This window comes from Arundinibacter roseus, assembly GCF_004348825.1.
Taxonomy (GTDB): Bacteria; Bacteroidota; Bacteroidia; order Cytophagales; family Spirosomataceae; genus Arundinibacter; species Arundinibacter roseus.
Genome location: NZ_SMJU01000009.1, coordinates 59,991 through 85,822 on the forward strand (window position 1 = coordinate 59,991; position 25,832 = coordinate 85,822).

General features: G+C 42.6%; 23 protein-coding genes and 4 tRNA genes. 1 reads left to right on the forward strand and 26 read right to left on the reverse strand.

Going from position 1 to position 25,832, the window contains the following annotated elements; all coding sequences use genetic code 11:
- Nucleotides 1–89: 89 nt before the first annotated feature.
- The 16 genes from rpoC to EZE20_RS15270 form a co-directional block, all read right to left on the reverse strand.
- Nucleotides 90–4,412 carry a DNA-directed RNA polymerase subunit beta' gene (gene rpoC, locus EZE20_RS15195; RefSeq protein WP_132119160.1) on the reverse strand — a complete coding sequence of 1,441 codons (4,323 nt, stop codon included), beginning with the start codon at nucleotides 4,410–4,412 and terminating at the stop codon, nucleotides 90–92.
- A 95-nt stretch (nucleotides 4,413–4,507) separates the two neighbouring features.
- Entirely contained in the window at nucleotides 4,508–8,368 is a 3,861-nt protein-coding gene (gene rpoB, locus EZE20_RS15200) for a DNA-directed RNA polymerase subunit beta (RefSeq protein WP_394345650.1), read from the reverse strand.
- A gap of 410 nt (nucleotides 8,369–8,778) precedes the next feature.
- Nucleotides 8,779–9,162 carry a 50S ribosomal protein L7/L12 gene (rplL, locus tag EZE20_RS15205; RefSeq protein ID WP_132119164.1) on the reverse strand — a complete coding sequence of 128 codons (384 nt, stop codon included), beginning with the start codon at nucleotides 9,160–9,162 and terminating at the stop codon, nucleotides 8,779–8,781.
- Between the two features lie 103 nt (nucleotides 9,163–9,265).
- The gene (gene rplJ / locus EZE20_RS15210) at nucleotides 9,266–9,802 is read right to left on the reverse strand and encodes a 50S ribosomal protein L10 (RefSeq protein ID WP_132119166.1); all 537 of its coding nucleotides are present in this window, start codon (nucleotides 9,800–9,802) and stop codon (nucleotides 9,266–9,268) included.
- Nucleotides 9,803–9,804: 2 nt separating this feature from the next.
- Nucleotides 9,805–10,503, reverse strand: coding sequence for a 50S ribosomal protein L1 (gene rplA / locus EZE20_RS15215; RefSeq protein ID WP_132119168.1), 699 nt, complete (start codon nucleotides 10,501–10,503; stop codon nucleotides 9,805–9,807).
- A 33-nt stretch (nucleotides 10,504–10,536) separates the two neighbouring features.
- Nucleotides 10,537–10,986: a 50S ribosomal protein L11 gene (gene rplK, locus EZE20_RS15220; protein ID WP_132119170.1), complete on the reverse strand. Its 450-nt coding sequence runs from the start codon at nucleotides 10,984–10,986 to the stop codon at nucleotides 10,537–10,539.
- A gap of 74 nt (nucleotides 10,987–11,060) precedes the next feature.
- Nucleotides 11,061–11,615, reverse strand: a complete 555-nt coding sequence (gene nusG / locus EZE20_RS15225; RefSeq protein WP_132119172.1) for a transcription termination/antitermination protein NusG — start codon at nucleotides 11,613–11,615, stop codon at nucleotides 11,061–11,063.
- Nucleotides 11,616–11,654: 39 nt separating this feature from the next.
- Nucleotides 11,655–11,846: a preprotein translocase subunit SecE gene (secE, locus tag EZE20_RS15230; protein WP_132119174.1), complete on the reverse strand. Its 192-nt coding sequence runs from the start codon at nucleotides 11,844–11,846 to the stop codon at nucleotides 11,655–11,657.
- Between the two features lie 20 nt (nucleotides 11,847–11,866).
- A tRNA-Trp gene (locus EZE20_RS15235) sits at nucleotides 11,867–11,937 on the reverse strand.
- A gap of 112 nt (nucleotides 11,938–12,049) precedes the next feature.
- On the reverse strand, nucleotides 12,050–13,237 hold the full coding sequence (gene tuf / locus EZE20_RS15240) for an elongation factor Tu (protein WP_132119176.1): 1,188 nt from the start codon (nucleotides 13,235–13,237) through the stop codon (nucleotides 12,050–12,052).
- Nucleotides 13,238–13,595: 358 nt separating this feature from the next.
- A tRNA-Thr gene (locus EZE20_RS15245) sits at nucleotides 13,596–13,667 on the reverse strand.
- 84 nt (nucleotides 13,668–13,751) lie between these two features.
- Nucleotides 13,752–13,824: transfer RNA gene (locus EZE20_RS15250), tRNA-Gly, on the reverse strand.
- 6 nt (nucleotides 13,825–13,830) lie between these two features.
- Nucleotides 13,831–13,916: transfer RNA gene (locus EZE20_RS15255), tRNA-Tyr, on the reverse strand.
- A gap of 166 nt (nucleotides 13,917–14,082) precedes the next feature.
- Nucleotides 14,083–15,228 carry an outer membrane beta-barrel protein gene (locus tag EZE20_RS15260; RefSeq protein WP_132119178.1) on the reverse strand — a complete coding sequence of 382 codons (1,146 nt, stop codon included), beginning with the start codon at nucleotides 15,226–15,228 and terminating at the stop codon, nucleotides 14,083–14,085.
- Nucleotides 15,229–15,239: 11 nt separating this feature from the next.
- On the reverse strand, nucleotides 15,240–16,055 hold the full coding sequence (locus EZE20_RS15265; protein ID WP_132119180.1) for a hypothetical protein: 816 nt from the start codon (nucleotides 16,053–16,055) through the stop codon (nucleotides 15,240–15,242).
- Nucleotides 16,033–16,626 carry an RNA polymerase sigma factor gene (locus EZE20_RS15270; RefSeq protein ID WP_132119182.1) on the reverse strand — a complete coding sequence of 198 codons (594 nt, stop codon included), beginning with the start codon at nucleotides 16,624–16,626 and terminating at the stop codon, nucleotides 16,033–16,035. Before EZE20_RS15270 ends, EZE20_RS15265 begins: the two co-directional genes overlap by 23 nt.
- Nucleotides 16,627–16,798: 172 nt before the next feature.
- On the opposite strand from EZE20_RS15270, the gene murI reads away from it, so the two are divergent.
- Nucleotides 16,799–17,608 (forward strand): glutamate racemase, encoded by an 810-nt coding sequence (gene murI, locus EZE20_RS15275; protein WP_132119184.1) that lies wholly within the window; start codon nucleotides 16,799–16,801, stop codon nucleotides 17,606–17,608.
- A 71-nt stretch (nucleotides 17,609–17,679) separates the two neighbouring features.
- On the opposite strand, the gene EZE20_RS15280 is transcribed toward murI, so the two are convergent.
- Genes EZE20_RS15280 through EZE20_RS15325 form a run of 10 tightly spaced genes read right to left on the reverse strand, consistent with a single transcriptional unit; the run spans nucleotide 17,680 to nucleotide 25,821 of the window.
- Nucleotides 17,680–17,964: a hypothetical protein gene (locus tag EZE20_RS15280; protein WP_132119186.1), complete on the reverse strand. Its 285-nt coding sequence runs from the start codon at nucleotides 17,962–17,964 to the stop codon at nucleotides 17,680–17,682.
- The gene (locus EZE20_RS15285) at nucleotides 17,961–18,500 is read right to left on the reverse strand and encodes a DUF420 domain-containing protein (protein WP_132119188.1); all 540 of its coding nucleotides are present in this window, start codon (nucleotides 18,498–18,500) and stop codon (nucleotides 17,961–17,963) included. The genes EZE20_RS15280 and EZE20_RS15285 overlap by 4 nt, the downstream gene beginning before the upstream one ends.
- Nucleotides 18,501–18,506: 6 nt before the next feature.
- Nucleotides 18,507–19,172, reverse strand: coding sequence for a hypothetical protein (locus EZE20_RS15290; protein ID WP_132119190.1), 666 nt, complete (start codon nucleotides 19,170–19,172; stop codon nucleotides 18,507–18,509).
- A 6-nt stretch (nucleotides 19,173–19,178) separates the two neighbouring features.
- Complete coding sequence (locus EZE20_RS15295; protein WP_132119192.1) at nucleotides 19,179–19,496, reverse strand: cytochrome C oxidase subunit IV family protein; 318 nt, start codon at nucleotides 19,494–19,496, stop codon at nucleotides 19,179–19,181.
- 23 nt (nucleotides 19,497–19,519) lie between these two features.
- Complete coding sequence (locus EZE20_RS15300) at nucleotides 19,520–20,290, reverse strand: cytochrome c oxidase subunit 3 (RefSeq protein ID WP_132119194.1); 771 nt, start codon at nucleotides 20,288–20,290, stop codon at nucleotides 19,520–19,522.
- Between the two features lie 15 nt (nucleotides 20,291–20,305).
- On the reverse strand, nucleotides 20,306–20,893 hold the full coding sequence (locus EZE20_RS15305; RefSeq protein WP_132119196.1) for a cytochrome c oxidase subunit 3: 588 nt from the start codon (nucleotides 20,891–20,893) through the stop codon (nucleotides 20,306–20,308).
- A gap of 6 nt (nucleotides 20,894–20,899) precedes the next feature.
- Nucleotides 20,900–21,781 carry a heme o synthase gene (cyoE, locus tag EZE20_RS15310; protein WP_132119198.1) on the reverse strand — a complete coding sequence of 294 codons (882 nt, stop codon included), beginning with the start codon at nucleotides 21,779–21,781 and terminating at the stop codon, nucleotides 20,900–20,902.
- Nucleotides 21,782–21,800: 19 nt separating this feature from the next.
- On the reverse strand, nucleotides 21,801–22,832 hold the full coding sequence (locus EZE20_RS15315) for a COX15/CtaA family protein (RefSeq protein ID WP_132119200.1): 1,032 nt from the start codon (nucleotides 22,830–22,832) through the stop codon (nucleotides 21,801–21,803).
- Complete coding sequence (locus tag EZE20_RS15320; protein ID WP_132119202.1) at nucleotides 22,807–24,687, reverse strand: cytochrome c oxidase subunit I; 1,881 nt, start codon at nucleotides 24,685–24,687, stop codon at nucleotides 22,807–22,809. The genes EZE20_RS15315 and EZE20_RS15320 overlap by 26 nt, the downstream gene beginning before the upstream one ends.
- Nucleotides 24,688–24,720: 33 nt before the next feature.
- Nucleotides 24,721–25,821, reverse strand: coding sequence for a cytochrome c oxidase subunit II (locus EZE20_RS15325; RefSeq protein ID WP_132119204.1), 1,101 nt, complete (start codon nucleotides 25,819–25,821; stop codon nucleotides 24,721–24,723).
- Between the last annotated feature and the right edge of the window lie 11 nt (nucleotides 25,822–25,832).

The following is a 25,832-nucleotide window of genomic DNA, read 5'->3' on the forward strand; positions in this document are numbered from 1 at the left end:
AGATAGAGGCAAAGTCGGTTAGTTTTTTTAAACAAAAAGCCGGTTCCCTCAGGAACCGGCTTTGAGCTATCTAATTCATTACTTATCTACTAAGCTAACTCGCGTTTTTTGCGGGCCGCTCTCTCACGAGAATCAGCCAATGCATCGAACTCTTCCTTAGAACCCACGAGCAGGTCAACATACTTGCGCATGCCTGTACCGGCCGGAATGAGGTGACCAACGATTACGTTTTCTTTCAGGCCCTGCAATTCGTCGCGCTTGCCACGAACGGCGGCTTCGCTTAGAACTTTGGTTGTTTCCTGGAAAGAAGCCGCAGATACGAAACTTTCAGTACCTAACGATGCCTGAGTGATACCCATCAGTGTTGGCTTAGCCACAGCAGGCTGTGCATCACGGGCTTTCACCAGTTGAAGATCACGACGTTTGAGGCTAGAATTTTCGTCTCTCAACCGACGAACAGACACGATCATCCCCGGTTTCAGCGACTCAGAATCACCAGATTCTTCGATCACTTTCATGTTCAGAATCTTGTCATTATCTTCCCGGAATACCCAACGATCTACCGGTTGCATTTCGAGGAAGTTTGTATCGCCAGCATCCAGAATTTCTACTTTCTGCATCATTTGGCGCACGATACATTCGATGTGCTTATCGTTGATTTTTACACCCTGCAAACGGTATACTTCCTGAATTTCATTCACGAGATATTCCTGCACGGCGGTTGGTCCTTTGATCGACAGAATATCTGCGGGTGTGATTGCACCATCCGAGAGAGGATCACCAGCCTTTACAAAGTCTCCATCCTGCACCAGAATGTGCTTGGAAAGCGTAACCATGTAGCGGCGCTGCACTCCATCTTTTGATTCAATCAGGATTTCACGATTACCACGCTTTACACCTCCGTAGCTTACAACACCGTCAATTTCACTAACAGTTGCTGGGTTAGAAGGATTACGGGCTTCAAAAAGCTCTGTAACACGGGGCAAACCTCCGGTAATGTCACGGGTTTTACCAACTACACGAGGAATTTTGGCAAGTGGCTGACCGGCTCTGACAACAGCTCCTTTTTTCACCACAAGGCGTGCTCCAACAGGTAGGTTGTAAGACTTCTCGGTCTGATCTTTCAGAAGCTTGCTTTTACCTTTGACAACAATCGCCGGGTTTTTGGTTTTATCACGAGTTTCGATAATTACCGCTTCCTGGAAACCTGTTTGTTCGTCAAACTCTTCCCGATAAGTAATACCTTCCTCGATTGCATCAAACTCAACTCCACCATCAAATTCAGAAAGAATTACAGCGTTGTAAGGATCCCAGGTACAGAGTTCTTGTCCTTTGATCACAACATCTCCTTCTTTGATACTTAGGTGAGCACCATAAGGTACGTTATTGGCAATCAGCAATTGACGGGTTTCGGGATGTACAATACGAACTTCTCCTGAACGTCCCATTACGACTGTGATTGCGTCTCCTTCGCTATTGGTTGTTTCTACCAAACGCAAATCTTCAAATTGAATAACCCCCTCAAACTTAGCTTTGATGTTGGCATCAACGGCAATGTTAGAAGCAGTACCACCTACGTGGAACGTACGAAGCGTTAGCTGTGTACCGGGCTCTCCAATGGATTGTGAGGCAATTACACCCACAGCCTCTCCAATATCTACCATGCGGGCAGAAGCAAGGCTGCGACCGTAGCACTTGGCACAAACTCCATTCCGAGTTTCGCAGGTGAGAACGGAGCGAATTTCTACGGTTTCAATGCTTGTTTCATCAATATATGCCGCAATTTCCTCGGTAATTTCCTGACCAGATTCCAGGATCATTTCACCTGATAGCGGATCAAAAACATCATGTACGCTCACACGACCCAAAATCCGTTCTGAAAGCGGTTCAACAATATCCTCGTTGTCTTTCAGTGCCGAAATCTGAATTCCTCGCAGGGTTTCGCAGTCATTTTCAACGACTACAACATCCTGAGCAACATCATGCAAACGACGAGTCAAATAACCGGCATCCGCAGTTTTTAGGGCTGTATCTGCGAGACCTTTCCGGGCACCGTGGGTTGAGATAAAATATTCGAGTACGTCCAATCCTTCCTTAAAGTTTGAAAGAATGGGGTTTTCGATAATTTCTCCGGCACCACCCGCCAGGTTTTTCTGAGGCTTAGCCATCAGACCTCTCATTCCTCCCAACTGACGAATCTGTTCCCTGGAACCGCGGGCTCCTGAGTGCATCATCATATAGATTGAGTTAAATCCACCCTGATCCGCTTCAAGCTGCTTCATGAGGGTTTCAGTAATGCGGGAATTTACACGAGTCCAGATATCAATTACCTGATTGTATCGCTCGTTTTCGGTAATTAATCCCATGAGGTAATTACTCCAAACACTTTCTACATCTCTTTTGGCATCTTCAATCAATTGCTCTTTTTCGGCAGGTACCATCACATCACTCAATCCGATGGAAAGACCACCCCGGAATGCCATCTGGAAACCAAGCTCTTTGATATCATCCAGGAATTGCGCTGTACGAGACACACCGGCAAGCTTAAATACCTGTCCAATGATTTGCTGCAATTTCTTTTTGGTCAGCAGTTCATTAATAAAGCCTACTTCTTTTGGAACGCTTTGGTTGAACAGAATTCTTCCTGCTACGGTTTCGATGAGTTTTTCTTCAAAAGTTCCGTCCTCGTTCCGAACTCTTGCCCGACATTTGATGTGAGCATGCTTGGAAACTCGTCCTTCATTGATGGCAATGATTACCTCATCTGCCCCGTAGAAAGTCATGCCTTCACCCATAATTGGGTATTCAGGTGAGTTATAACGACCTTTTGTTACATAGTATAATCCCAAAACCATGTCTTGTGATGGTACCGTAATCGGCGCACCGTTGGCAGGGTTAAGGATATTGTGAGAAGACAGCATGAGCATAGATGCTTCCAAAACAGCTTCCTGTCCAAGCGGTACGTGTACGGCCATTTGGTCACCGTCAAAGTCAGCGTTGAATGCAGTACACACCAAGGGGTGCAGCTGAATCGCCTTTCCTTCGATCAACTTTGGCTGGAATGCCTGAATACCCAAACGGTGCAGCGTTGGAGCACGGTTTAGAAGTACAGGGTGTCCTTTCAGTACATTTTCCAAAATATCCCAAATCACGGGATCCTTGCGATCAACAATTTTCTTTGCTGATTTTACTGTTTTTACGATTCCACGCTCAATAAGTTTACGAATAATGAACGGTTTGAAAAGCTCGGCTGCCATATCTTTTGGCAATCCGCATTCGTGTAGTTTCAATTCCGGTCCTACTACAATTACAGAACGACCTGAATAATCCACACGCTTTCCAAGCAGGTTTTGACGGAAACGGCCCTGCTTTCCTTTCAACATATCCGAAAGGGATTTAAGCGCACGGTTTCCTTCGGAACGGACGGCGTTTACTTTCCGGCTATTGTCAAAAAGTGAATCAACGGCTTCCTGAAGCATCCGTTTTTCGTTCCTCAAAATAACCTCAGGTGCTTTGATTTCGATCAAACGCTTCAAACGATTGTTCCGAATAATTACCCGGCGATACAGATCATTTAAATCAGAAGTTGCAAAGCGACCACCGTCCAGGGGTACAAGCGGGCGCAATTCAGGTGGAATCACAGGTACCATTTTGATAACCATCCATTCGGGGCGGTTTTCAATACGTGTATTGGCATCTCTGAAAGCTTCTACAACTTTCAGTCTTTTCAATGCTTCTGCTTTCCGCTGTTGCGAAGTATCGGTAGCAGCCTGATGACGAAGCTCGTACGATAACTCGTCGAGTTGAATCCGATTAAGCAGCATTTCGAGCGCTTCTGCACCCATTTTTGCAATAAACTTATTAGGATCCGTATCGGGCAACATTTGATTTTCGCGTGGTAGTTTATCAACGATGTCAAGATACTCGTCTTCCGTCAGGAAATCCATGTAGCTTACACCGTCTTCAGCTTTCACACCTGCCTGAACAACCGCATACCGTTCGTAGTAAATAATCTGATCCAGTTTTTTGGTTGATAGTCCCAGAAGGTATCCAATTTTATTTGGCAAACTTCTGAAATACCAGATATGAGCAACGGGCACAACGAGCTCGATATGCCCCATACGCTCGCGACGAACTTTTTTCTCGGTTACCTCTACCCCGCATCGGTCGCAAATGATTCCTTTGTAGCGAATACGCTTGTATTTACCACAATGACATTCCCAATCCTTTACCGGGCCGAAGATTCGCTCGCAAAACAATCCACCCATCTCCGGCTTGTAGGTCCGGTAGTTGATGGTTTCGGGCTGAGTCACTTCACCATAGGAGCTTTCCAGGATTGATTCCGGTGAAGCAAGGCTGATGGTGATATTTAGAAAGTCACTGTTTAGTTTTTTGTTCTTCTTAAAAGACATATTGTTGATCTTTTTGCTGTGAGTCAATAGTCTTGGATAATTTATAAGGCTAAGTACCCTCAAAGCCCGTGTTGAGCTTTGAGGGTTGCTTTCAATTAATCCAGGGTAATCTCCAATGCCAATCCACGAAGTTCGTGAACCAATACGTTAAACGACTCCGGAATATTTGGCTTTGGAAGATTTTCACCTTTCACAATTGCCTCATATGCTTTTGCACGTCCTACTACGTCATCGGATTTCACCGTCAGGATTTCCTGAAGAATGTGTGATGCACCGAAGGCTTCCAATGCCCATACCTCCATTTCGCCAAACCGCTGACCTCCAAATTGTGCTTTACCACCAAGCGGCTGCTGAGTAATAAGCGAGTAGGGTCCAATCGAACGGGCGTGCATTTTATCATCTACAAGGTGGCCCAACTTCATCATATAGATGAGACCAACCGTAACTTTCTGATCGAACCGATCGCCTGACAGGCCATTGTACAGATACGTACGTCCCCAATCTGGCAAACCTGCCTCTTTCAATTCGGCGGCAACTTCCTCTTCGGTAGCTCCATCAAAAATTGGTGTTGCATAGCGACGACCCATTTTCAGACCTGCCCATGCCAGAATTGTCTCATAAATCTGCCCGATGTTCATACGGGAAGGTACCCCAAGTGGGTTAAGAACGATGTCAACGGGAGTGCCATCTTCAAGGAAAGGCATGTCTTCTGCCCGAACAATACGAGCAACAACCCCCTTGTTTCCGTGGCGACCCGCCATTTTATCTCCTACTTTCAGTTTACGTTTTTTAGCGATGTAAACTTTCGCTAGCTTCACGATACCTGCGGGTAGTTCGTCTCCTACTTCCAGCGCAAAACGTTCGCGTTTGAAGCGGCCCATGAGTTCGCTACGACGGTTGAGGTAATTACGTACTAACCGTGAGATCATTTTATTAAGCTCAGGTTCGTCCGTCCACGAATCTGTCAGAACGTCACCAATTAAGTTGACTTCTTCTGGTACAGAATATTGACTTTCATCGCGGTAAGGGTTGGCTGCGGGGAAAAGGTTTTCCGAAACATTCTTGCGATTGAATTTCACGCCTTTGCTCACAAGCACGTCACCAAATTTATGCTTAACTCCCTGACTGGTTTTCCCGTCTACCAGGAAAATCAGTTTGTCAATCATGTGCTCTCTCATGGCAAGCAAGTCACGGCTATACCGCTTCATGAGCAATTTAAGCTCATCCTTATGCTTGGCACGTTCTTCTTTGGTAGGGCGCGAAAATAGTTTGGTATCAATTACAACTCCTTTCATAGATGGCGGCGCTTTTTTGGAAGCGTCCTTCACATCTCCTGCTTTATCACCAAAAATGGCACGTAACAGTTTTTCTTCCGGAGTGGGGTCAGATTCTCCTTTTGGCGTAATTTTACCAATCAGAATATCTCCTTCCTTTACCTCAGTACCAACCCGGATGATTCCGTTTTCGTCAAGATTCCGAACAGTTTCTTCGCTTACATTGGGAATTTCCGCCGTAAGTTCTTCTTCACCACGCTTCGTATCACGTACTTCCAGTTCAAATTCTTCAATGTGAATGGAGGTAAAAATATCTTCCCGAACTACTTTCTCAGAAATTACAATAGCATCCTCAAAGTTATATCCCTGCCAGGGCATAAACGCAACCATCATGTTACGGCCTAAGGCAAGTTCGCCACCTTCCGTACCATATCCCTGACAAAGCGCTTCTCCTTTTTTCACCTTTTGGCCTTTCAAAACCATTGGTTGCAGGTTAAGACACGTATCCTGATTGGTGCGGCGGAATTTTACCAGATTATACGAAATACAATCATCTTCAAAACTCACCTGCCGGTCTTCATCCGTACGGTCGTAACGCACAATAATTTTATCAGCGTCCACATAGTCAATCACACCGTCTCCTTCGGCAACAACCAATGCACGTGAGTCCATTGCGACACGTCTTTCAAGACCTGTACCTACGATTGGGGCTTGTGGCCGCAACAGAGGTACTGCCTGACGCTGCATGTTTGAGCCCATCAAAGCACGGTTTGCATCGTCATGTTCCAGGAAGGGAATCAACGAGGCAGCAACCGAAACGATTTGGTTGGCCGCAATATCCATAAAGGATGCCTGCGAAGGTTCTACCATTGGGAAATCCCCTTCAAATCGAGTCTTAATTTTCTCAACCGTGAAGGTTCCTCCTTTATCAACCGAAGCATTTGCCTGAGCAATATATTTGGAGTCTTCTTCCTCCGCTGTCATGTAAATGATTTCGTCGGTCAATTTTCCGTTGGTATCAATCACACGATAAGGAGTTTCAATGAATCCCATACCGTTCACCTTGGCAAATACACAAAGGGAAGAGATCAACCCGATATTTGGTCCTTCGGGAGTTTCAATGGTACACAAGCGCCCGTAGTGGGTATAGTGAACGTCACGAACCTCAAATCCGGCGCGCTCACGCGACAGACCGCCAGGCCCGAGAGCCGACATCCTGCGTTTGTGGGTAATCTCAGCTAACGGATTGGTTTGATCCATAAACTGAGACAGCTGATTGGTACCAAAAAAGGAATTGATAACAGAGGATAATGTCCTGGCGTTGATCAGATCAACCGGCTTAAAATCTTCATTATCCCGCACGTTCATACGCTCTTTGATCGTACGCGCCATCCGTGCCAAACCTACACCAAATTGTGCATATAGCTGCTCACCAACGGTTCTAACCCGACGATTTGACAAGTGGTCAATATCGTCAACTACCGCTTTGGCGTTGATCAGCCCAATCAGGTATTTAACGATCGAAACTATATCTCCGGTAGTAAGTACCCGAACGTCCAGACTAGTGTCAGAGCCCAATTTTTTATTGATCCGGTAACGTCCTACGTCTCCGAGATCATACCGCTTATCGCTGAAGAAAAGGCTTTGAATTACCTCACGGGCTGTTTGCTCGTCCGGTGCTTCAGCATTTCTAAGCTGACGATAAATTTGCTCAACGGCCTCTTTATCAGAGTTTGAGCTATCTTTTTGTAAGGTATTATAAATAATATTGTAATCCGCCACATTCATATCTTCCTTGTGCAGGATGATTGATTTTTGGCCGGAGTTCATTACTACATCAATATCTTCGGTAGCAATTACTGAGTCACGCTCAAGAAGTACCTCATTCCGCTGAATAGAAACTACTTCACCAGTATCTTCATCCACGAAATCTTCCGTCCAGGTACGCAGTACCCTTGCAGCCAGGCGACGACCAACGGCTTTTTTCAGATTGGTTTGAGTCGCCGAAATTTCTTCGGATAGGCCAAACAAATCAAGAATGTCTTTATCAGAACCAAAACCAATCGCACGGAGCAAAGTTGTAACCGGAAACTTCTTCTTACGGTCAATGTACGCATACATTACATTGTTCACGTCGGTAGAGAACTCAATCCATGAACCTTTGAAAGGGATAATGCGTGCTGAATAAAGCTTTGATCCGTTGGTATGCTTGCTCATGGAGAAAAACACTCCCGGTGAGCGGTGCAGCTGCGAAACGATGACACGTTCCGCACCATTAATTACGAAAGATCCGCGGTCTGTCATGTAGGGAATATTCCCTAAAAACACCTCTTGCTCAATCGTTTCAAATTCTTCGTGATCCGGATCATTACAAATTAGCTTTAGCTTTGCCTTTAAGGGTACAGCATAAGTCAATCCACGATCAATAGATTCATCGACGGAATATTTTGGCGGCTCAAGCAGATAATCAATAAACTGAAGCACGAAATTATCACGGGAGTCAGCAATTGGAAAGTTCTCTGCGAACACTTTGTAAAGCCCTTCATCTGAGCGATCTTCAACTGACGTATCAAGGCTGAAGAAGTCTCTGAATGACTGAACTTGTACTCCAAGGAAATCGGGATAATCAATGATCGGACTAATCCGGGCGAAATTTTTTCTGGAAGTTGTTTGGGTAGCCAAGGCTATATTGTTTGGGGTTAATAGAACAATAAATTCAAGAACTTATGCGACAAATAAGGAAGTGGCAAAAGCTCTAATCAGTTTAAAACCACAAAATTAGGCCTCGTAGAATTAAATAAAAAAGAACAGACCCCTCTTCTTGCTTTCTACGAGTAAAGAAGTGTTTCGGATCAATTCTTCCAATTAGTGAAGAAAAACAGAATGCCTGCTGTTTACAATAGGCTTTCAGGAAGATTTACTTAGAAATAAAGGCATTTAACTACTTGTGATCAAATGACTTAATTCTTTCATACAAAGAGAGAAACAACCTTTTGTATAAAATAGTTTGATGCCCTATTCACAAAACAGGAAAAGACCTGACTAGTGTCAGGCCTGTTCCTGTAAATTTATGGGTAAAGAAAAGAGATAAATTACTTAACCTCTACTTCTGCACCAGCTTCTTCAAGTTGCTTTTTGAGGGCTTCGGCCTCATCCTTACTAACACCTTCTTTCAAAGGCTTAGGAGCGCCATCTACCAATTCCTTAGCTTCTTTCAGACCAAGTCCGGTAAGATCTTTTACCAACTTAACAACCGCAAGCTTACTTGCACCAGCTGCCTTTAAAATTACATCGAAAGACGTTTGCTCAGCAGCAACAGGGGCATCACCATCGCCAGCAGCAGGACCTGCTACCATAACTGCACCAGCAGCGGCGGGCTCAATACCATATTCGTCTTTCAGAATTGCAGCAAGTTCGTTCACTTCTTTAACCGTAAGGTTAACAAGCTGCTCCGCGAAAGCTTTCAAATCTGCCATTTTTATTTTTGATTAAGTGATTACAAAAAAAGTTTTTGAAAAATTTTGTGGCTTAAATGACCTCACGGATTGCCACCTCCGCAGGGACTTATACTTACTAATACTATTGCTCTTCTTTTTCGGATAAAGTCTTGAGAATCCCGGCCAACTTGTTGCCACCACTTTGCAGGGCAGAAACAACGTTTTTGGCAGGAGATTGCAACAAGCCGATCACTTCGCCCAAAAGCTCCTGCTTGGATTTCAGCGCAATCAAAAGCTCTAACTGATCTTCTCCTACGAACAGAGAATAATCTACGGAAGCACCTTTCAATTTTAACTTATCCTTACCGGATTTCTTACGAAATTCTTTGATCAACTGTGCAGGAACTTTACCTGACTCCGGATGAAACATCACGCCTGAAAATCCTTTCAGTACGCTTGCGTCAAAAGATGAATAATCGGTTGACAATGTTTCAAGGGCTTTTCTGATCAGAGTATTCTTTATCACGCGATATTCTACACCTTTTTCAAAGCACAGGCGGCGAAGTTGATTTACTTCATCAACTGACATGCCCGATGCATTGGTGATATAGAAGTAAGGCGTGCTAGCGAATTTCTGACTCAATTCGTCAATTACTACTGCTTTTTCTTCCCTTGTCATAATTATAAACCTGGAATCGTGTTTTTATCAATGGAAACACTTGGACTCATCGTACTTGATAAGTGAATGCTTCTCACATACGTACCTTTTGCTGAAGAAGGCTTCAGGCGAACAAGTGTGTTAATAACTTCCTGAGCATTCTGTGCAAGCTTATCGGGGTCAAAAGAGACCTTACCGATGCTAGTGTGAATGATTCCAAATTTATCAACCTTGAAATCAATCTTTCCAGCCTTTACTTCTTGAACGGCTTTTGCTACGTCAGTTGTCACTGTGCCTGATTTAGGGTTAGGCATCAATCCACGGGGACCGAGAATTTTACCTAATTTACCTACCTTAGCCATAACACTTGGCATCGTGATGATTACGTCGATGTCGGTCCAACCTTGCTCAATTTTTTGAATAAATTCATCCAATCCAGCATAATCAGCACCGGCTTCCTTTGCCTCAGCTTCTTTGTCCGGCGTACACAACACAAGCACACGAACTTCTTTTCCTGTACCATGAGGTAAGGTAACTACACCACGCACCATTTGATCAGCTTTCCGCGGATCAACGCCCAAACGAACGTCAATATCTACGGATGAATCAAATTTTGTGTAAGAAATAGTTTTAAGGACTTCCGCAGCCTGATGAAAGTTATACGACAGATCGTTATCGAATTTCGACAGGGCCTCTTTTTTCTTTTTCGTCAATTTTCCCATGTTCTTAAGTTTCTTAGGCGTATTACACTACGCTTAGTTGTTTTCTTCCCACGGGGCTTTGCCAGTCACGGTAATACCCATACTACGAGCTGTACCGGCTATCATTTTCATTCCCGCATCCACAGTGAAGCAATTTAAGTCCGGCATTTTGGTTTCAGTAATCTGACGAACCTGATCCCACGTTACTGAACTTACCTTGGTACGGTTAGGCTGAGCCGAACCTTTCTTCAATTTAGTTGCTTCCATGAGCAGAATAGCGGCCGGAGGAGTCTTGATGACAAAATCAAAAGACTTATCCTTGTAGTACGTAATGACTACCGGCAAAACCATACCCATTTTGTCTTGAGTACGGCCATTGAACTGCTTGCAAAACTCCATGATGTTCAAACCCTTAGAACCCAATGCAGGTCCGATAGGCGGTGAAGGATTGGCCTGGCCACCCTTCACTTGGAGTTTGACGTATCCGGTTATTTCTTTTGCCATTGTTGTTTAATTTGTAGGTCTGATGGTAATTCTGATGGCTCACGTGCAGGGGAAGCTCCTACCCATAAGAATTTTCAACTTTCCTTTTCTACTTGTGCGTAACTGAGTTCCACGGGCGTGCTGCGCCCGAATATTTTTACAACTACATTGAGTTTTTTCTTTTCTTCAAAGACCTCTTCAACAGTTCCTATAAATCCACTGAAAGGCCCATCAACAACTTTGACGCTTTCTCCTTTAATGAAGGACATCGAAGGTGCTTCTTCTTCTTGTGCTGCCTCATCGACCCGGCCTAAAATACGATTAATTTCAGATTGACGGAGAGCCACAGGCACTTTGGAATTACCTTCCGAATTACCTAAAAACCCAATGACACCTGGCATACTCGTAATAAGGTGAAGTACTTCTCCTTTGGATAGATCAGCTGAGATGATGATATAGCCGGGAAAAAAGTTCTTTTCACGAACTCTCTTCTTGCCATTTCTCATTTCATAAATTTTTTCCGTAGGAATTAAAACCTCGGGAACGTATTCACTGAGGTTTTGACGGGTAAGCTCATTTTCAATATAGGTCTTGATTTTTTTCTCCTGACCCGATATTGCTCTTAGTACGTACCAATTTACACCAGTCATGCCGTTCTGGGATTGTGTTCAGACATTCAAACGAATGCCTTAAAAAGTCTGATAAAATAGATTGAGAACGTTCTCGAAAAGAAAATCCATCAACCCTACCACGAAGGCAAAGATGAGCGAACCCACCAATACAAGCGTTGTATTAGATTGTAACTCACCAAAAGGAGGCCAGGTTACGTGTTGGGTTATTTCTTCCCAGGAGGCTTTAAAAAATGAAGTAATTTTTTCCATTCTCTTTTTTATACTTAATGCACGGGTGGAGAGATTCGAACTCCCATCAACGGTTTTGGAGACCGCTATTCTACCCTTGAACTACACCCGTAGTCGCCCCATTCATATATTCCAGATGTTTGGGGCTGCAAAGATAGTTTTTTTTTATAAAAAACAAGTGCATTTCATAATGAAATGCACTTGTTTTTAGATATTTATTTCGATTAGTCGAGGATTTCGGTCACCTGACCAGCACCAACGGTACGGCCACCTTCACGAATCGCAAACCGAAGACCTTTTTCCATAGCAATCTTGTTGATCAACGTCACTTCAATTGTGATGTTGTCACCAGGCATTACCATTTCTACGCCGGCAGGAAGAGTAATTTCTCCTGTTACGTCCGTAGTACGGAAATAGAATTGTGGGCGGTATTTGTTAAAGAATGGCGTGTGACGGCCTCCTTCTTCTTTTGACAATACGTATACCTCTGCTTTGAAGTGAGCGTGTGGTTTTACTGAACCAGGCTTGCAAATTACCATACCACGACGGATATCTTCTTTGTCAATACCACGGAGCAATAGCCCTACGTTATCACCAGCTTCTCCACGGTCAAGGATCTTACGGAACATCTCAACACCTGTTACGGTAGATTTGAGGTTCTCTGCACCCATTCCAAGGATATCGACAGGATCACCTGAGTTGATTACACCACGCTCAATACGACCTGTGGCTACTGTACCACGACCTGTGATCGAGAATACGTCTTCAACAGGCATAAGGAATGGAAGTTCGGTCATACGGGGAGGAATTGGAATGTAGCTATCAACAGCTTCCATCAAATCTTCTACCGTTTTCACCCACTTGTCTTCGCCATTCAATGCGCCAAGGGCTGAACCTTGAATTACAGGAATGTTGTCTCCGTCATATTCGTAGAAGCTCAAAAGCTCACGAATTTCCATTTCAACAAGTTCAAGTAGTTCGGGATCGTCTACCATATCCACTTTGTTCATGAATACAACCAACTGGGGTACACCTACCTGACGAGCAAGCAGAATATGCTCACGAGTCTGGGGCATAGGTCCATCAGTTGCAGCAACCACGATAATTGCACCGTCCATCTGAGCAGCACCCGTAACCATGTTCTTTACATAGTCAGCGTGTCCAGGACAGTCAACGTGCGCATAGTGGCGATTGGCTGTTGAGTACTCAACGTGTGAGGTGTTAATCGTGATACCACGCTCCTTTTCTTCGGGAGCATTATCAATAGATGAGAAATCACGCTTTTGTGATAGTCCCTTGTTTGCTAAAACAGTTGTAATCGCAGCTGTCAGGGTAGTTTTACCGTGGTCAACGTGCCCGATAGTACCGATATTTACGTGCGGTTTCGAGCGGTCAAACGTCTCTTTTGCCATGTTCTTGAAGTACGCTTAAATTAAAAGTTTATACGAATTTGTTACCGTTTGCTGATCCTCCTGCCTGATATCCGAACAGACGGACAGTTACAGGATTGTATTGAACAAAAATCAACTTCTTTTATTTCTTTGTGTTTCTAACTTTAAAACACATTATTGAAATTCCATGCAGGACACAAAAGAACTGAGAATGAACTCTTCTCTTATCCTGATAAATATCTGAATAATAAAGGATCCACTCTTTTTTGTATTCGGTGAGCTGTTGAGCCGGACCGCCGGAGCGGGGATTTGAACCGCAGCGGCGGACCGTCCCTGACCTCTTCCTTACCAAGGAAGTGCTCTACCGTTTTTTTCGGTGAGCTGTTGAGGGGATTTGAACCCCTGACCTCTTCCTTACCAAGGAAGTGCTCTACCCCTGAGCTACAACAGCGTTCGCCTAAAATATCAAAAGCGATCAACGAAAAGATTTTCCAAAGGATATTTTCGGTGGTCGCTTTGATGATTTAAAGTTTTGAGCGGGAGACGAGGTTCGAACTCGCGACCTATAGCTTGGAAGGCTATCGCTCTACCAACTGAGCTACTCCCGCAAAAAATGGTGGGGGCGGATGGATTCGAACCACCGAAGGTATAAACCAGCAGATTTACAGTCTGCCCCATTTGGCCACTCTGGTACACCCCCCTTTTCAGTATTTCAAAACAACTATTAGCCCTTAGGATTTTCTTTGGAGTCGCAAAATTATATCCTTTTCTATTATTGTCAAATACTTTTTAGTTTTTTTCTTCATAAAATAAAACAGGCAGCCACAATTGTCTCTGTGACTGCCTGTTAGCTCTATATCTTTTTTTTAGAATCTTATCCCAAAGTTTATCATCCGAATCTCTGGACCTCGATTGTCTTGAAAAAGTGTATTAATGTCATAATGTACGAAGAGATCGGGAAAGTTGCGGATTCCTAGTTCCAGAGCCGCTCCGTATCTAAAATCGTTCAGGTAATAATTGCTCCTTACACGATCTTTCTTCCCATCTGCACCTAGTTTGGTTTTTGTATATCCGCCTAGACGATACCCAACATACATACCTGCACTAAGGTAAGATACAACGGAATTAGGAAAACTGACGGTGGGCATCAAGGAGAAATTTACATACGGAACTGCCAATTTACTCTTCCGCAGATCCAGTTCCCGGCCTTCATTATTGAGAATTACCGGAAAAGATACATCATTCACTCCTTTCACAATGGTATTATTTCCTTCAAACATCAGGTTGTTCCAGGCTACATCTAATCCAAAATCAAGATGTAAGCCAGCCGATTTTCCTCTTGCCAGTGTTGCACTTTTTACAAAACCTAAACTTACATACCTGGAACCGAACGGTCTCAAATCATAATCATCTGTATTGTAGCCCATTGGGTTATTCACCGCATAGGCATTAAGGCCTATCAGGATGTTAAACCCTTTCCTTGGGCTTTTGAACTTACGAATTTTCCGAATAGTAGTAATACCCTCATCAATATCCTCTGATTCCGTGTCACGTTCGGTCGAATCCTGCTCATAAACATCGTCATTTCTACCTATCCTGACTCTTTCTTCCCCATCCTTTATATCAACACCCCTAGTAGTTATTGTTACTTCTGTCTCCCCATCCTTGATGCGTATTCCCCGGAGATTAATCCGAACATAATTTTTATCCTGATCAGCTTTCACTGTATCTTTTAGGTACTCTCTTCCGTCCAGCTCATCAAAATAAATTTTTGTTTCACCTTGCATTGTGTCCAAACGTGCGCCTAAATCTTTCAGTAGCGCATTCAAATCATACTGCATTAGTTTTTCGAGCTCTTTTCGGTCCTCCCCATAAATTATCAGACGGGTTTTGTCTCCAAATGTGATGATAATTGAATCTTTTTGAACGGGTTGATTGGTATCTGCATATGATACACTTACTGTAAGCAGATAAAAAAAACCAACGAGTATGGTGTTAAAAAGGCTTTTCATGGCAGTTCAATTTATAGGTTTGCTTTTTCTTTTAGATTTTGATAGTACTTAGAAACTTTTTCTTCTTCATTCTTTAAACGGGCATCTGCACGAGCAATCATTTTTCGTGGATTTACACCAACTTCTTTCCAATCGACAGATTCTCCTTCTTTGGCATTTTTCAACTGCTTCAATATTCGAATGAATTTTGAAGATTTAGCCTCATCTTCATTCACCGGCATTTCTGTCTGAACCCGTGCAATCACAACCCGCTTAGGGGTGCCTATTTCTGGGTTTTCCAAATTCTCTTTGGATGTGCCGTCTGTCGTAGGTTGCAACGAAGCGATCGAAGGTTTTTCAGTCATTGGCGGTTCCGTTGCCACTTCCAATGGTTTTGTAGTAGTAGCTACTTGTATTTCAACTGCCTCAACCGGCTCAGAGTCTAGGTTTTGCTTAATTTCTGTCTGCGAATCACCGCTATTGACTGGGAGTTGAGACATGTGTTTTCCCGTTGCATCAGAAACAAGTTCCTGCTTTGCCTCCAATTCAGGTTTCTTTTCAGGAAGCACAGCCAACGATTCACGAGGCTCTGATTTAGGCAAAATAATTTCTTGTTTTGCCAGCGTGTTGCTAGTATCCATTTGAGAAGGGGCTTCGGATTGCCACACCAAATACCCGGCAGCGATTGTCAGCACAACACCCGCTGCCGCATACCAATACCATGCAGCCATGCGTCGGGTTTTGGTCTTTTGTCGGGCTTCAATCCGCTTCCATAAATCTTTCGAAGGCTTGCGTTCCCATGAATCCAGTTTCTTTGCGAATAGGTCATCTACCGGATGCTTTTTCATAGTTTACTTTTTTTTTAATTTCATTTTCCCAATCTATTACGACCTGCTGCAACAGCGCTCTTGCCCTATGCAGCTGTGACTTGGATGTACTTTCAGATATTCCCAACATTTCAGCAATCTCTGCGTGAGAGTAGCCTTCTATGGCGTATAGGTTAAAAACCGTTCGATAACCCGTTGGAAGCTTATGAATCATTTGTATCATCTCTTCGGCTTCCAGATTTTGATCAGCTCTGTTTTCATCAGCAACTACCTGTGCTACTTCCAGATTTGTATCTTCCTGAATTCGTTTTTGCTGCCGCAGGTAACCCAATGCCTCATTAACCATTATTCTCCTAATCCACCCTTCAAAACTTCCCTCTCCTTTGAATTGATCTATTTTATCAAAAACTTTCATAAACCCTTCGATCAAAACATCCTCAGCGCCCATCTCATCATGTACATATCTAAGGCACACACCCAGCATTTTGGGCGCATATTTTTCATATACTTTTCGTTGAGCTTTTGCATTGGCCTCCCTTAGACCCTTTATTAGCTGCGCCTCCTGATTAAATAAGGGTATAATTTTGACCATACCTTCTAGGTGTTTTCATAGACAAGATGCAAATTCGCATGCCTGAGGTTGCGTGACTATTCGTAGTTTTCTTTCTTTTTTTTCCAACCAAAGAAATCCAAACTAAATTTTACAATAAAGCTCTCATAATCAATTATTTGTTTTTTTTTAAATTTTAGAAACCAATAGATATATGTTTGACTCAACCGCTCCGATCGGAATATTTGATAGTGGAATTGGAGGAATGACCGTCGCTCGTGCGGTAACGAGACTATTACCGCAGGAAAATACTATTTACTTTGGTGATACCGCACACTTGCCCTATGGTGATAAATCGACAGCTGCGATTCAGGCCTATTCAATTAAGATTTGTAATGTATTGCTACAACAGAAATGTAAACTTATTCTGATCGCCTGTAATTCTGCATCAGCTGCTGCTTTTGAACTAGCCCGGGAGTATGTAGGAAGTAAGGCACACGTAATGAATGTGATTGATCCCGTCGTTGATTACATAAAGGAGCGCTATGCAGCTAAGACCCTGGGGCTTATCGGAACCAAGCAAACGGTTCTTTCCAATGTATATAAGAAGAAAGTAGACGCGCTGGATCGAGACATTATTCTCAAATCTTTGGCAACTCCGCTTCTAGCTCCAATGATTGAAGAAGGTTTCTTTGATAATTCTATCAGCGAAAGTATCATTGCCAGGTATCTTTCAGACCCAGGCTTGGACGGTATCAGTGCATTGATTTTAGGCTGTACACATTATCCGCTTATTAAAAAACAGATTCGCTTATTTTATGGTGGACAAGTGGAGATTCTGGACACTTCCGAAATCGTAGCTCATTCTCTGAGAGCGTGGCTGGAACAACACTATCTGACCAATCAGACGGGAGAAGGGAAACGGGATTTTTTTGTGTCAGACTACACCCAATCGTTTGAAGCATCTACCCAACTGTTTTTCGGGCAGCCTACCTCGCTCCAACATTACCCGCTTTGGGAATAAAAAAAGGGAATAACCAAGCGTCCCTTGCAGGTTCGCTTTTTGTTATTCCCTTTCTCAGAAGTAATTATGTGTCAATTATTCATCACCTGCCGAATGCGCGCAGCGATTAATCGCTGCTCTTCCCGGGCTTTACGGCTGTTGCGATACCAAAGGTAACCTACCGCAAAAACAATCAGGTAGGGCATCACAAAAAGATACATTATACCTGTGTTCAGGCCAATCCCAACATTGTTGCGTCCATTACCCATAGTACTTTCTACGGATCCCCGACACATGGCACATTGAGCCCAAAGTTGGCTGCCATTGATACAAAGGAGCAGAACTATTATTACAATTTTTCTGAGGATATTTTTCATTGGTAATAAGGACTAATTAACAGATACACAATTACACCAGTCACACTTACATACAACCAAATTGGAAACGCCCATTTTACAACTTTCTTGTGTGCGGCAATTTGATTACTGAATGCAAAATATATTGCTTTCAAAACAAACCACACCACAACCACCGAAAGTACTATATGAGAAATCAGTAAAAAATAGTAGATCGGTCTGATGACTCCCTGCCCCCCAAAAGGCGTAGAATCATTGGTAAGATGATAAATTACATAGCTAACCAGAAATAATGAGCCAAGCACAAAGGCTGCTGTCATTGAAATCCGGTGTGCCTGAACGTTTTTTTGAGCGATAAAATACCTGCCCACTAGTAACAAAAACGCAGTTAGAGAATTTATTGCACCATTGATATGAGGTAGAGTTGACGTCCATTCACCAAGGTCTACTTTCTGTCGTATTCCTAATAATACTGCCACTACCAAAGGTATTGCTATTGCGACGATATTGATTAAACGATTGTATTTAGGGCTTTTTTCGATTAGGAGAGTCGTCATTGTTAATTACTTTTCTATTTTCCTACTATACTCTAAAACTTTGATTTCGGCAAACAGGCGATCCATTTCTTTGGGATCCAAAGGATCATAATATCCTCTTATATACCCTTTGCTGTCTATAAGGCTAAACTGAAATGAAGATGAAATGGTTTGCCCTGAAATACCTTTTCCTGATAGATAAAAGACCTTTTCCTGAAGGTACGTTAGTGAGGAATCTTGTACCGATAAAATTCGCCAATTTTTCTCATTGTCTTTTCTCAGCGAAAGGACATTCCCTAAATCAACTTCTGCATCCACTAATGTAAGCATTACAAGCGAGGAGTAGTCAGGCAGTAAAGCACTTAATCGGGCTAACTGATCTAAGACAACTTTACAGGATACGCTACCGTTTCGGCAAGAATCAGGAAGTATGCTTACAATTACGGTTCTGTCTACTAGGTTATTAGTTGAAAGTGTATCAGCAGATTGAATTGATTTTACTGAAAAATCACGTAGCGTATAAAAAACTGTATCTCCCTCTGAGATTGTAACCTGCTGTGTAACGGAATCTTTCAGCGGTATAAAGTACGGCAGATCAAAATGATTGGTTGTAAATCCTTTGAGGAATAAAAAAATTAAAACCGGAACAGCTAGTGTAAGCACTAGCAGCCCGGTTTTTATATAGGTGCGCATAGAGATTTACCTCAGACTAAAAATTGATCCACCTTCCAGCATAAGCGCCAAAAGAAGCCATACCACAAATATGCAGGGAATCAGGATTGACCAAATTAAGGATTTCACTTCATGCTTTAAGTGCATAAACTCACCCACGATATAGAAAGCTTTAACAATTGTCATTCCTACAAAAATTGACACCTTCAAAGTTCCTTGTGGAATAGTAAAGGCAATAAGGAACTCTACTGCTGTCAGGATAGAAAGGATGTAGAATACTTTCCAGATTTGTTTGCGTTGAGCGGCACCGTTATCGGAATTGTGCTCTGAATGTATATCAGCCATAAGTTTCGTTTAATTAATTGTGATTAGACCAGATAGAAAAATGTAAATACAAACACCCATACAAGGTCCACGAAGTGCCAGTATAGTCCTACTTTTTCAACCATCTCATAATGTCCGCGACGGTCATAAAAACCAGTAGCCGACCGGTAGAAAATAAGGATATTCAGGATAACCCCGCTAAATACGTGCGTACCATGGAAGCCGGTAATGAAAAAGAAGAAGTCTGCAAAGGCAGGGGGGCCATATTGATTCTCAACGAGATTAGCCCCAAAAATTGTCTTTTCAACCCATGCACCGTTCACAAGTTCACGAACCACAGTTCCGGTATCGGTACCATGAATAAAGTGAGCCCACTCCCAGGCTTGACATCCAAGAAATGTAAATCCACCTAAAATAGTCCAAAGCATATATTTCTCAACTCCTGCACGATCCATTCGGTGGCCTGCTTCCACAGCGAGTACCATAGTAACGCTACTAAAAATCAGGATGAAGGTCATAATACCAACGAAAACGAGTGGTAGCTCAACTCCATGAAGAAATGGAACTGCTTCGTACACTTTCTCTGGAATCGGCCAATAGAGGTCTGAGAATGTAAAATCCGCAACTTCTCCGGCATAGGCAGGATAGCTGAAACGTACCAAGCCATAAGAAACCAGCAAGGCAGAAAAAGTAAAAGTATCAGAGATGAGGAAAAACCACATCATGAGCTTTCCATAACTCGCTTTCATGGGCTCGATTCCGCCCATCCACATTTTGGGTTGTACGGTATCTGTTGTCGTTGCTGTTGCAGCCATTGCTTCGTTAAATTATCAATTAAAAGTCAATAAAAAGAAAAACAAGTATACCCAAAGGATATCTAAAAAGTGCCAATATGTTGAACAAATCTCAATTCTACGTAAATTTTTTGCGTGTATCTTCAATCGGAATGCAGATACAAACGCTACTGCCAATACCAATAATCCACTAATCAGGTGAAACGCATGCAGGCCTGTAAAAACATATAAAAATGATCCGGAAGGGTTACCAACAAAATACACTTTCATATTGACCATTTCGCGCCATCCATCAAACTGCATCCACAGGAATGCCAGGCCCAGCACAAAAGTAATAGAAATTGCAATTTTCAGATTGGTAAAATTATCTTTTTTTGCTGAATAATATGCCCATTGCATACTCAGACTACTAACCACTAGTACAATTGTGCTGTATGAAAATATTGCGGGCATTTCAAATTCCAGCCAGTTACCTTCTGCCCGACGAACCAGATAGGCACTTGTTTGCGAGGCGAACAACATGACTATGCTCACGATAAAGAGCCATAAAATAAATTTCTTGGGATCTACCGACAGGGTAGCTTCGGGTTCCTTTTGTATTGGCAGTTGATGAGAAGTCTCCATATTGTATCAAAGTTTGTCAATTAAGAAGGCTATTTGCACAATTGGCAAATAGATAAACGAGCCAAACATAAGCTGCAATGCGGTTTTATCTGTACATTTTCGCATCAAGTGAAATGTTTGGGCAAGAAATAAAACTCCAAAAAGCGTAGCCACAAAGGCTGAATTTATTCCGGTCATACCCAATTTGTAGGGTAACCATCCGACGGGTAACAGAAATAAAGTATAAATCATAATCTGAATTGTAGTATTCAGATCCTTGCCTCCCTGCGAAGGTAAGAGCTTAAAACCAGCCCGTTTATAGTCATCGTCCAAAACCCAGGCGATTGCCCAGAAATGAGGAAATTGCCAAAAAAATTGAATGGCAAACAAAATACCTGGTTCAAGTCCGAAATGATTTGTGGCAGCAACCCACCCTATCATCGGGGGGAACGCCCCTGGAAACGCTCCTACAAAAACGGCAATTGGCCCTACCCTTTTCAATGGAGTATAAACAAAACCGTACAAGGTAAGTGATAAAGCAGCGAGAAGAGCAGTACTAATATTAAACCAAACAGAGAATATAAACAATGAAGTAATTCCAAGAAACAACGCCCATAGAATTGCTTCCTGTATCGTGACTCGACCGCTTGGCAACGGACGATCCATTGTCCGTTTCATCAGTTTGTCAAGATCTTTCTCAATGATCTGATTTATGATATTTGCAGCTCCGGTTATTCCAATGGCGGCTACACAAAATAAAGAGAGCATGGCCCAATTAATTGTTGGCGTTGCCAGGCTATATCCGAAGGCACCAGAAAAAGCTACTAATGCAGCTAATCTGAATTTAAGCAACTCAAAAAACGCTTTTGCTTTACTGCCAATGGAGGGTTCCCTTTCGGTAAGTATCATAATAATTTTTTTAGTCTGTTTAGTTTTCAATTACTGGTGCTAACCTGTCATCAAATGTCATTCGTGGATCTTCTACTCCGGCAGACACATTCAACCAAATCACAAACTGCAAACCAATAATCAGAATACTCAAAGTCAAATGTATGGGCTGCGCAAAAGCAGGAACAGCCCAATAAGCCATGATAATGCCTGTGGCAATTTCCAGCATGAGAAAGGTTCCAACTACCTTAGCCAGCGTATAAAGCGTGCCGGGAAGCTGTAAGGATTTTCTCAACTGATACAGCATTAGCACATTTGCAGCCAAAATCACTAATGAAAAAGATCGATGTATATAAAATGAAATCCCCATTTGATCGATCCATTGGTCCCGCGCAGCGTACCCGACTTTGGCGATTATCAGGTCCATTGCTTCTCTAACCTGCGTGCCAAGAATTATCTGGATCAAAGAAAGTGCGATAACTACGCCAAGAATTATCTTAACTCTACGCCTTTGAAGGACAACCTGCGGGATCAGAGTCTCAGCAAAAGATTTGCTTACTACAAATAATAGGATAAATACGATAATAATTGCTACAACCATGTGTAGCGTAACCATTATTGGACTTAATTCAGTTGAAACGACCTTGGATCCCAGCCAGCCCTGAAAACCTACTAAAATAAAAGCAAGCAGGCTAGCATAAAATTGCGAAGGACGATCTGATTTCAGATATGGAATTGAAGCAAGTAGTGTAGCAAAAATCAATAAACCAGTAAATGCCCCTAACAACCGATTTAAATACTCAATCCAGGTTTTTACCGCATTAAACTCTATTTCTCCTTTGAGCTTACTACCATAAATCTCCTTATAATCTAATGGTAGCTGGGATACCTCCGTGGGAGGTATCCAGCTACCAAAACATTTGGGCCAATCGGGGCATCCCATACCAGCACCAGTACTTCTAACAACTCCCCCTGCTACAATCAATAAGTAAACCGTCACTACGGTAAACAAAGCAAGGCGCCTGAAAATCCGGCTATGGGAAGGATTAATGCGCGTTTTTGAATTGATCATTGAAATTTTGAGCCTCAATCTCAGCCTCCATCGCTATTTGCTCATTTTCATGAGGCAAGTTAGATTCAGGAGTTTGGGAATAAGGGATATTTTGGGGGATGAAATCCTGAGCTGAGCCAGGCTTGCTATAATCATACGACCACCGATATACAGCAGGTATGTCCCCTTCCCAGTTACCATGCCCGGGGTTAATTGGGGCAGTCCATTCCAACGTATTTGAATTCCATGGATTCTGTGTTGCTTTCTTACCTTTGAAAATACTGTAAAAGAAATTCCAAACAAAGATAAACTGCGCCAGAAACGAAAGAACAGCAGCAATAGTAATGAACATGTTAAGGTCTGTAAAAGACTTGCCAAAATCAAAACTTGTAAACTGATAGTATCGACGAGGAAAACCAGCAATTCCAATATAGTGCATCGGGAAGAATACCAAATAAATGCCGATGAATGTAAGCCAGAAGTGGATTTGACCCATACGGTAGTTCATCATTCGTCCAAACATTTTTGGGAACCAATGATATACACCTGCAAAAAGTCCAAATGCAGAAGCTGCGCCCATTACTATGTGGAAGTGAGCTACTACAAAATAGGTATCATGCAATTGAATGTCAAGTGCACTGTTTCCTAGAATAATACCAGTTAATCCACCAGTTACGAAGAATGACACCAGACCAATTGAAAACAACATGGCAGGGGTAAATATGATGTTTCCTTTCCAAAGTGTAGTAATGTAGTTAAAGGCTTTAACAGCAGATGGAACTGCAATAATCAAAGTCAGGAACATAAATACTGACCCCAGGAATGGATTCATACCCGTAACAAACATATGGTGTGCCCATACAATAAATGCAAGGAATGCAATCCCTAACATGGAAGCAATCATGGCACGATAACCAAATATGGGTTTACGTGAATTGGTTGCAATAATCTCAGAGGTAATACCCAAAGCCGGCAAAAGTACGATGTATACTTCTGGATGGCCAAGGAACCAGAACAGGTGCTGAAACAAGATAGGGCTACCACCTACATTTGGTAATGCTTCTCCGCCGATGTAGATTTCTGACAGGTAGAAGCTAGTTCCAAAATGACGGTCAAAAATCAGCAAAAGGGCTGCCGACAACAAAACTGGAAAAGAAATTAATCCTAAAATCGCTGTAATCAGGAACGCCCAAATAGTAAGAGGAAGACGACTAAATGTCATTCCCCGGGTTCTTAAATTTATAACCGTTGTAATGTAGTTAATACCTCCCAATAACTGTGAGACAATAAACAAAGCCATACTTATTAACCAGAGCGTCATTCCCATTCCTGAACCTTCATGTGCCTGAGGTAAGGCGCTCAACGGTGGGTAAACTACCCAACCACCTGCTGCGGGACCGGTTTGTAAAAATAAGGAAGCAAACATGATGACACTAGCAGTAAAGAAGAACCAATAGGACAACATGTTTAAGAATCCGGATGCCATATCGCGGGCTCCAATTTGTAGAGGAATCAAGAAATTACTGAAAGTACCACTCAAACCAGCAGTAAGTACAAAGAATACCATGATTGTACCATGCATAGTAACTAATGCAAGGTAAAAATTGGGATCCAATTTGCCTGCTTCGTCAATCCATTGTCCAAGCACCGGTCTTAGCCAGGAGATATCTGCCTGAGGAAAACCAAGTTGCAAACGGAAAACAACTGACATAGCAATTCCAATCATCGCCCAGAAAATACCAGTAATTAGATATTGCTTAGCGATAATTTTGTGATCTTCTGAGAAAACATACTTTCGCCAGAAGTTTAGCGGATCGTGGTGTACGTGTTCTTCGTGCTGCACATCCGCATGAATACCTGTTTCTACTGCTGACATTTTACTGTATTTTTTATAGGATTTTAGATTAAATTAACGGAATGAAGCTGTCGTGCCTATCCCGGTAGTTTGGGCTGTTGTACTATCAGAAGGAGCGGCTTCGGGCATATACTTCATAGCTTTGGGCTTCAAATTATCTGGAACCTTCGCAAGGTACTCAGGATACGTTTCCAGGAAGGTTTTTTGCTCTGCACACCACTTACGGTAAGATGCTTCATCTTCAACGATCAAACGAAGACGCATCGCGAAGTGTCCGCGACCGCAAACTTCTGTACAGGCAATCTCATAATCAAATGATGAATTACCCAATTCAGCACGCATTTCGGCGGTAGTTTTATCTGGTATGAACCAAAACTTTGTAGGCATTCCGGGAACAGCGTCCATTTTAACCCGCATGTGAGGTATAAACACGCTGTGCAGTACATCCCGTGCTCTGATTTTCAGTAAAACAGGCTTATCAACAGGTACATGAAGTTCTGAAACACTGATAAAGTCATCAAATGAATTTTCATCAGACAAATCCAAACCCATTTCATTTTGACTATCGATCAACTTGTAATTGTAATTGCCAAGTTTGTTATTGTCAACACCAGGATAACGAACATACCATCCAAATTGCTTACCCATGATTTCAAAAACCTCAGAATCCTTGGGGGCATCAGAGGTAATATCAGACCATGCCTTCCAGCCAGTAAATACGAGCAAAGCCATTACAATCGCAGGAATCACAGTCCAAATAAGTTCCAACTTATGATTTTCTGGATAAAACGTTGCCTTATTACCTTTTTTATACTGATACTTCCAGGAGAAATAGAAGATAAGGAAGTTAACTATAAAGAATGCAATGGTAAGAATTGCCATTGAAAACCAAAAGAGGTCGTCAGTTCTTCTTCCATGGATCGAGGAGGCCTCTGGAAGAAAATCCTTCTCAGCACTATAATAGGACCATATAAAGCCGACAAAGCTCAAAACCAGAAAGGCCATAAACATCCATGCGTTCCAGCTATTTCCCTCGGGTTTAGAAGAATCTTCACTACCAGCATCCACTCCTTTCAACACGTTTTGTAGTCTGGAAACTACCAGAATGGTCAATCCCAGAAAAACAACAATAAGTATTCCAACTATGTAAGTCATGATATTTGGTT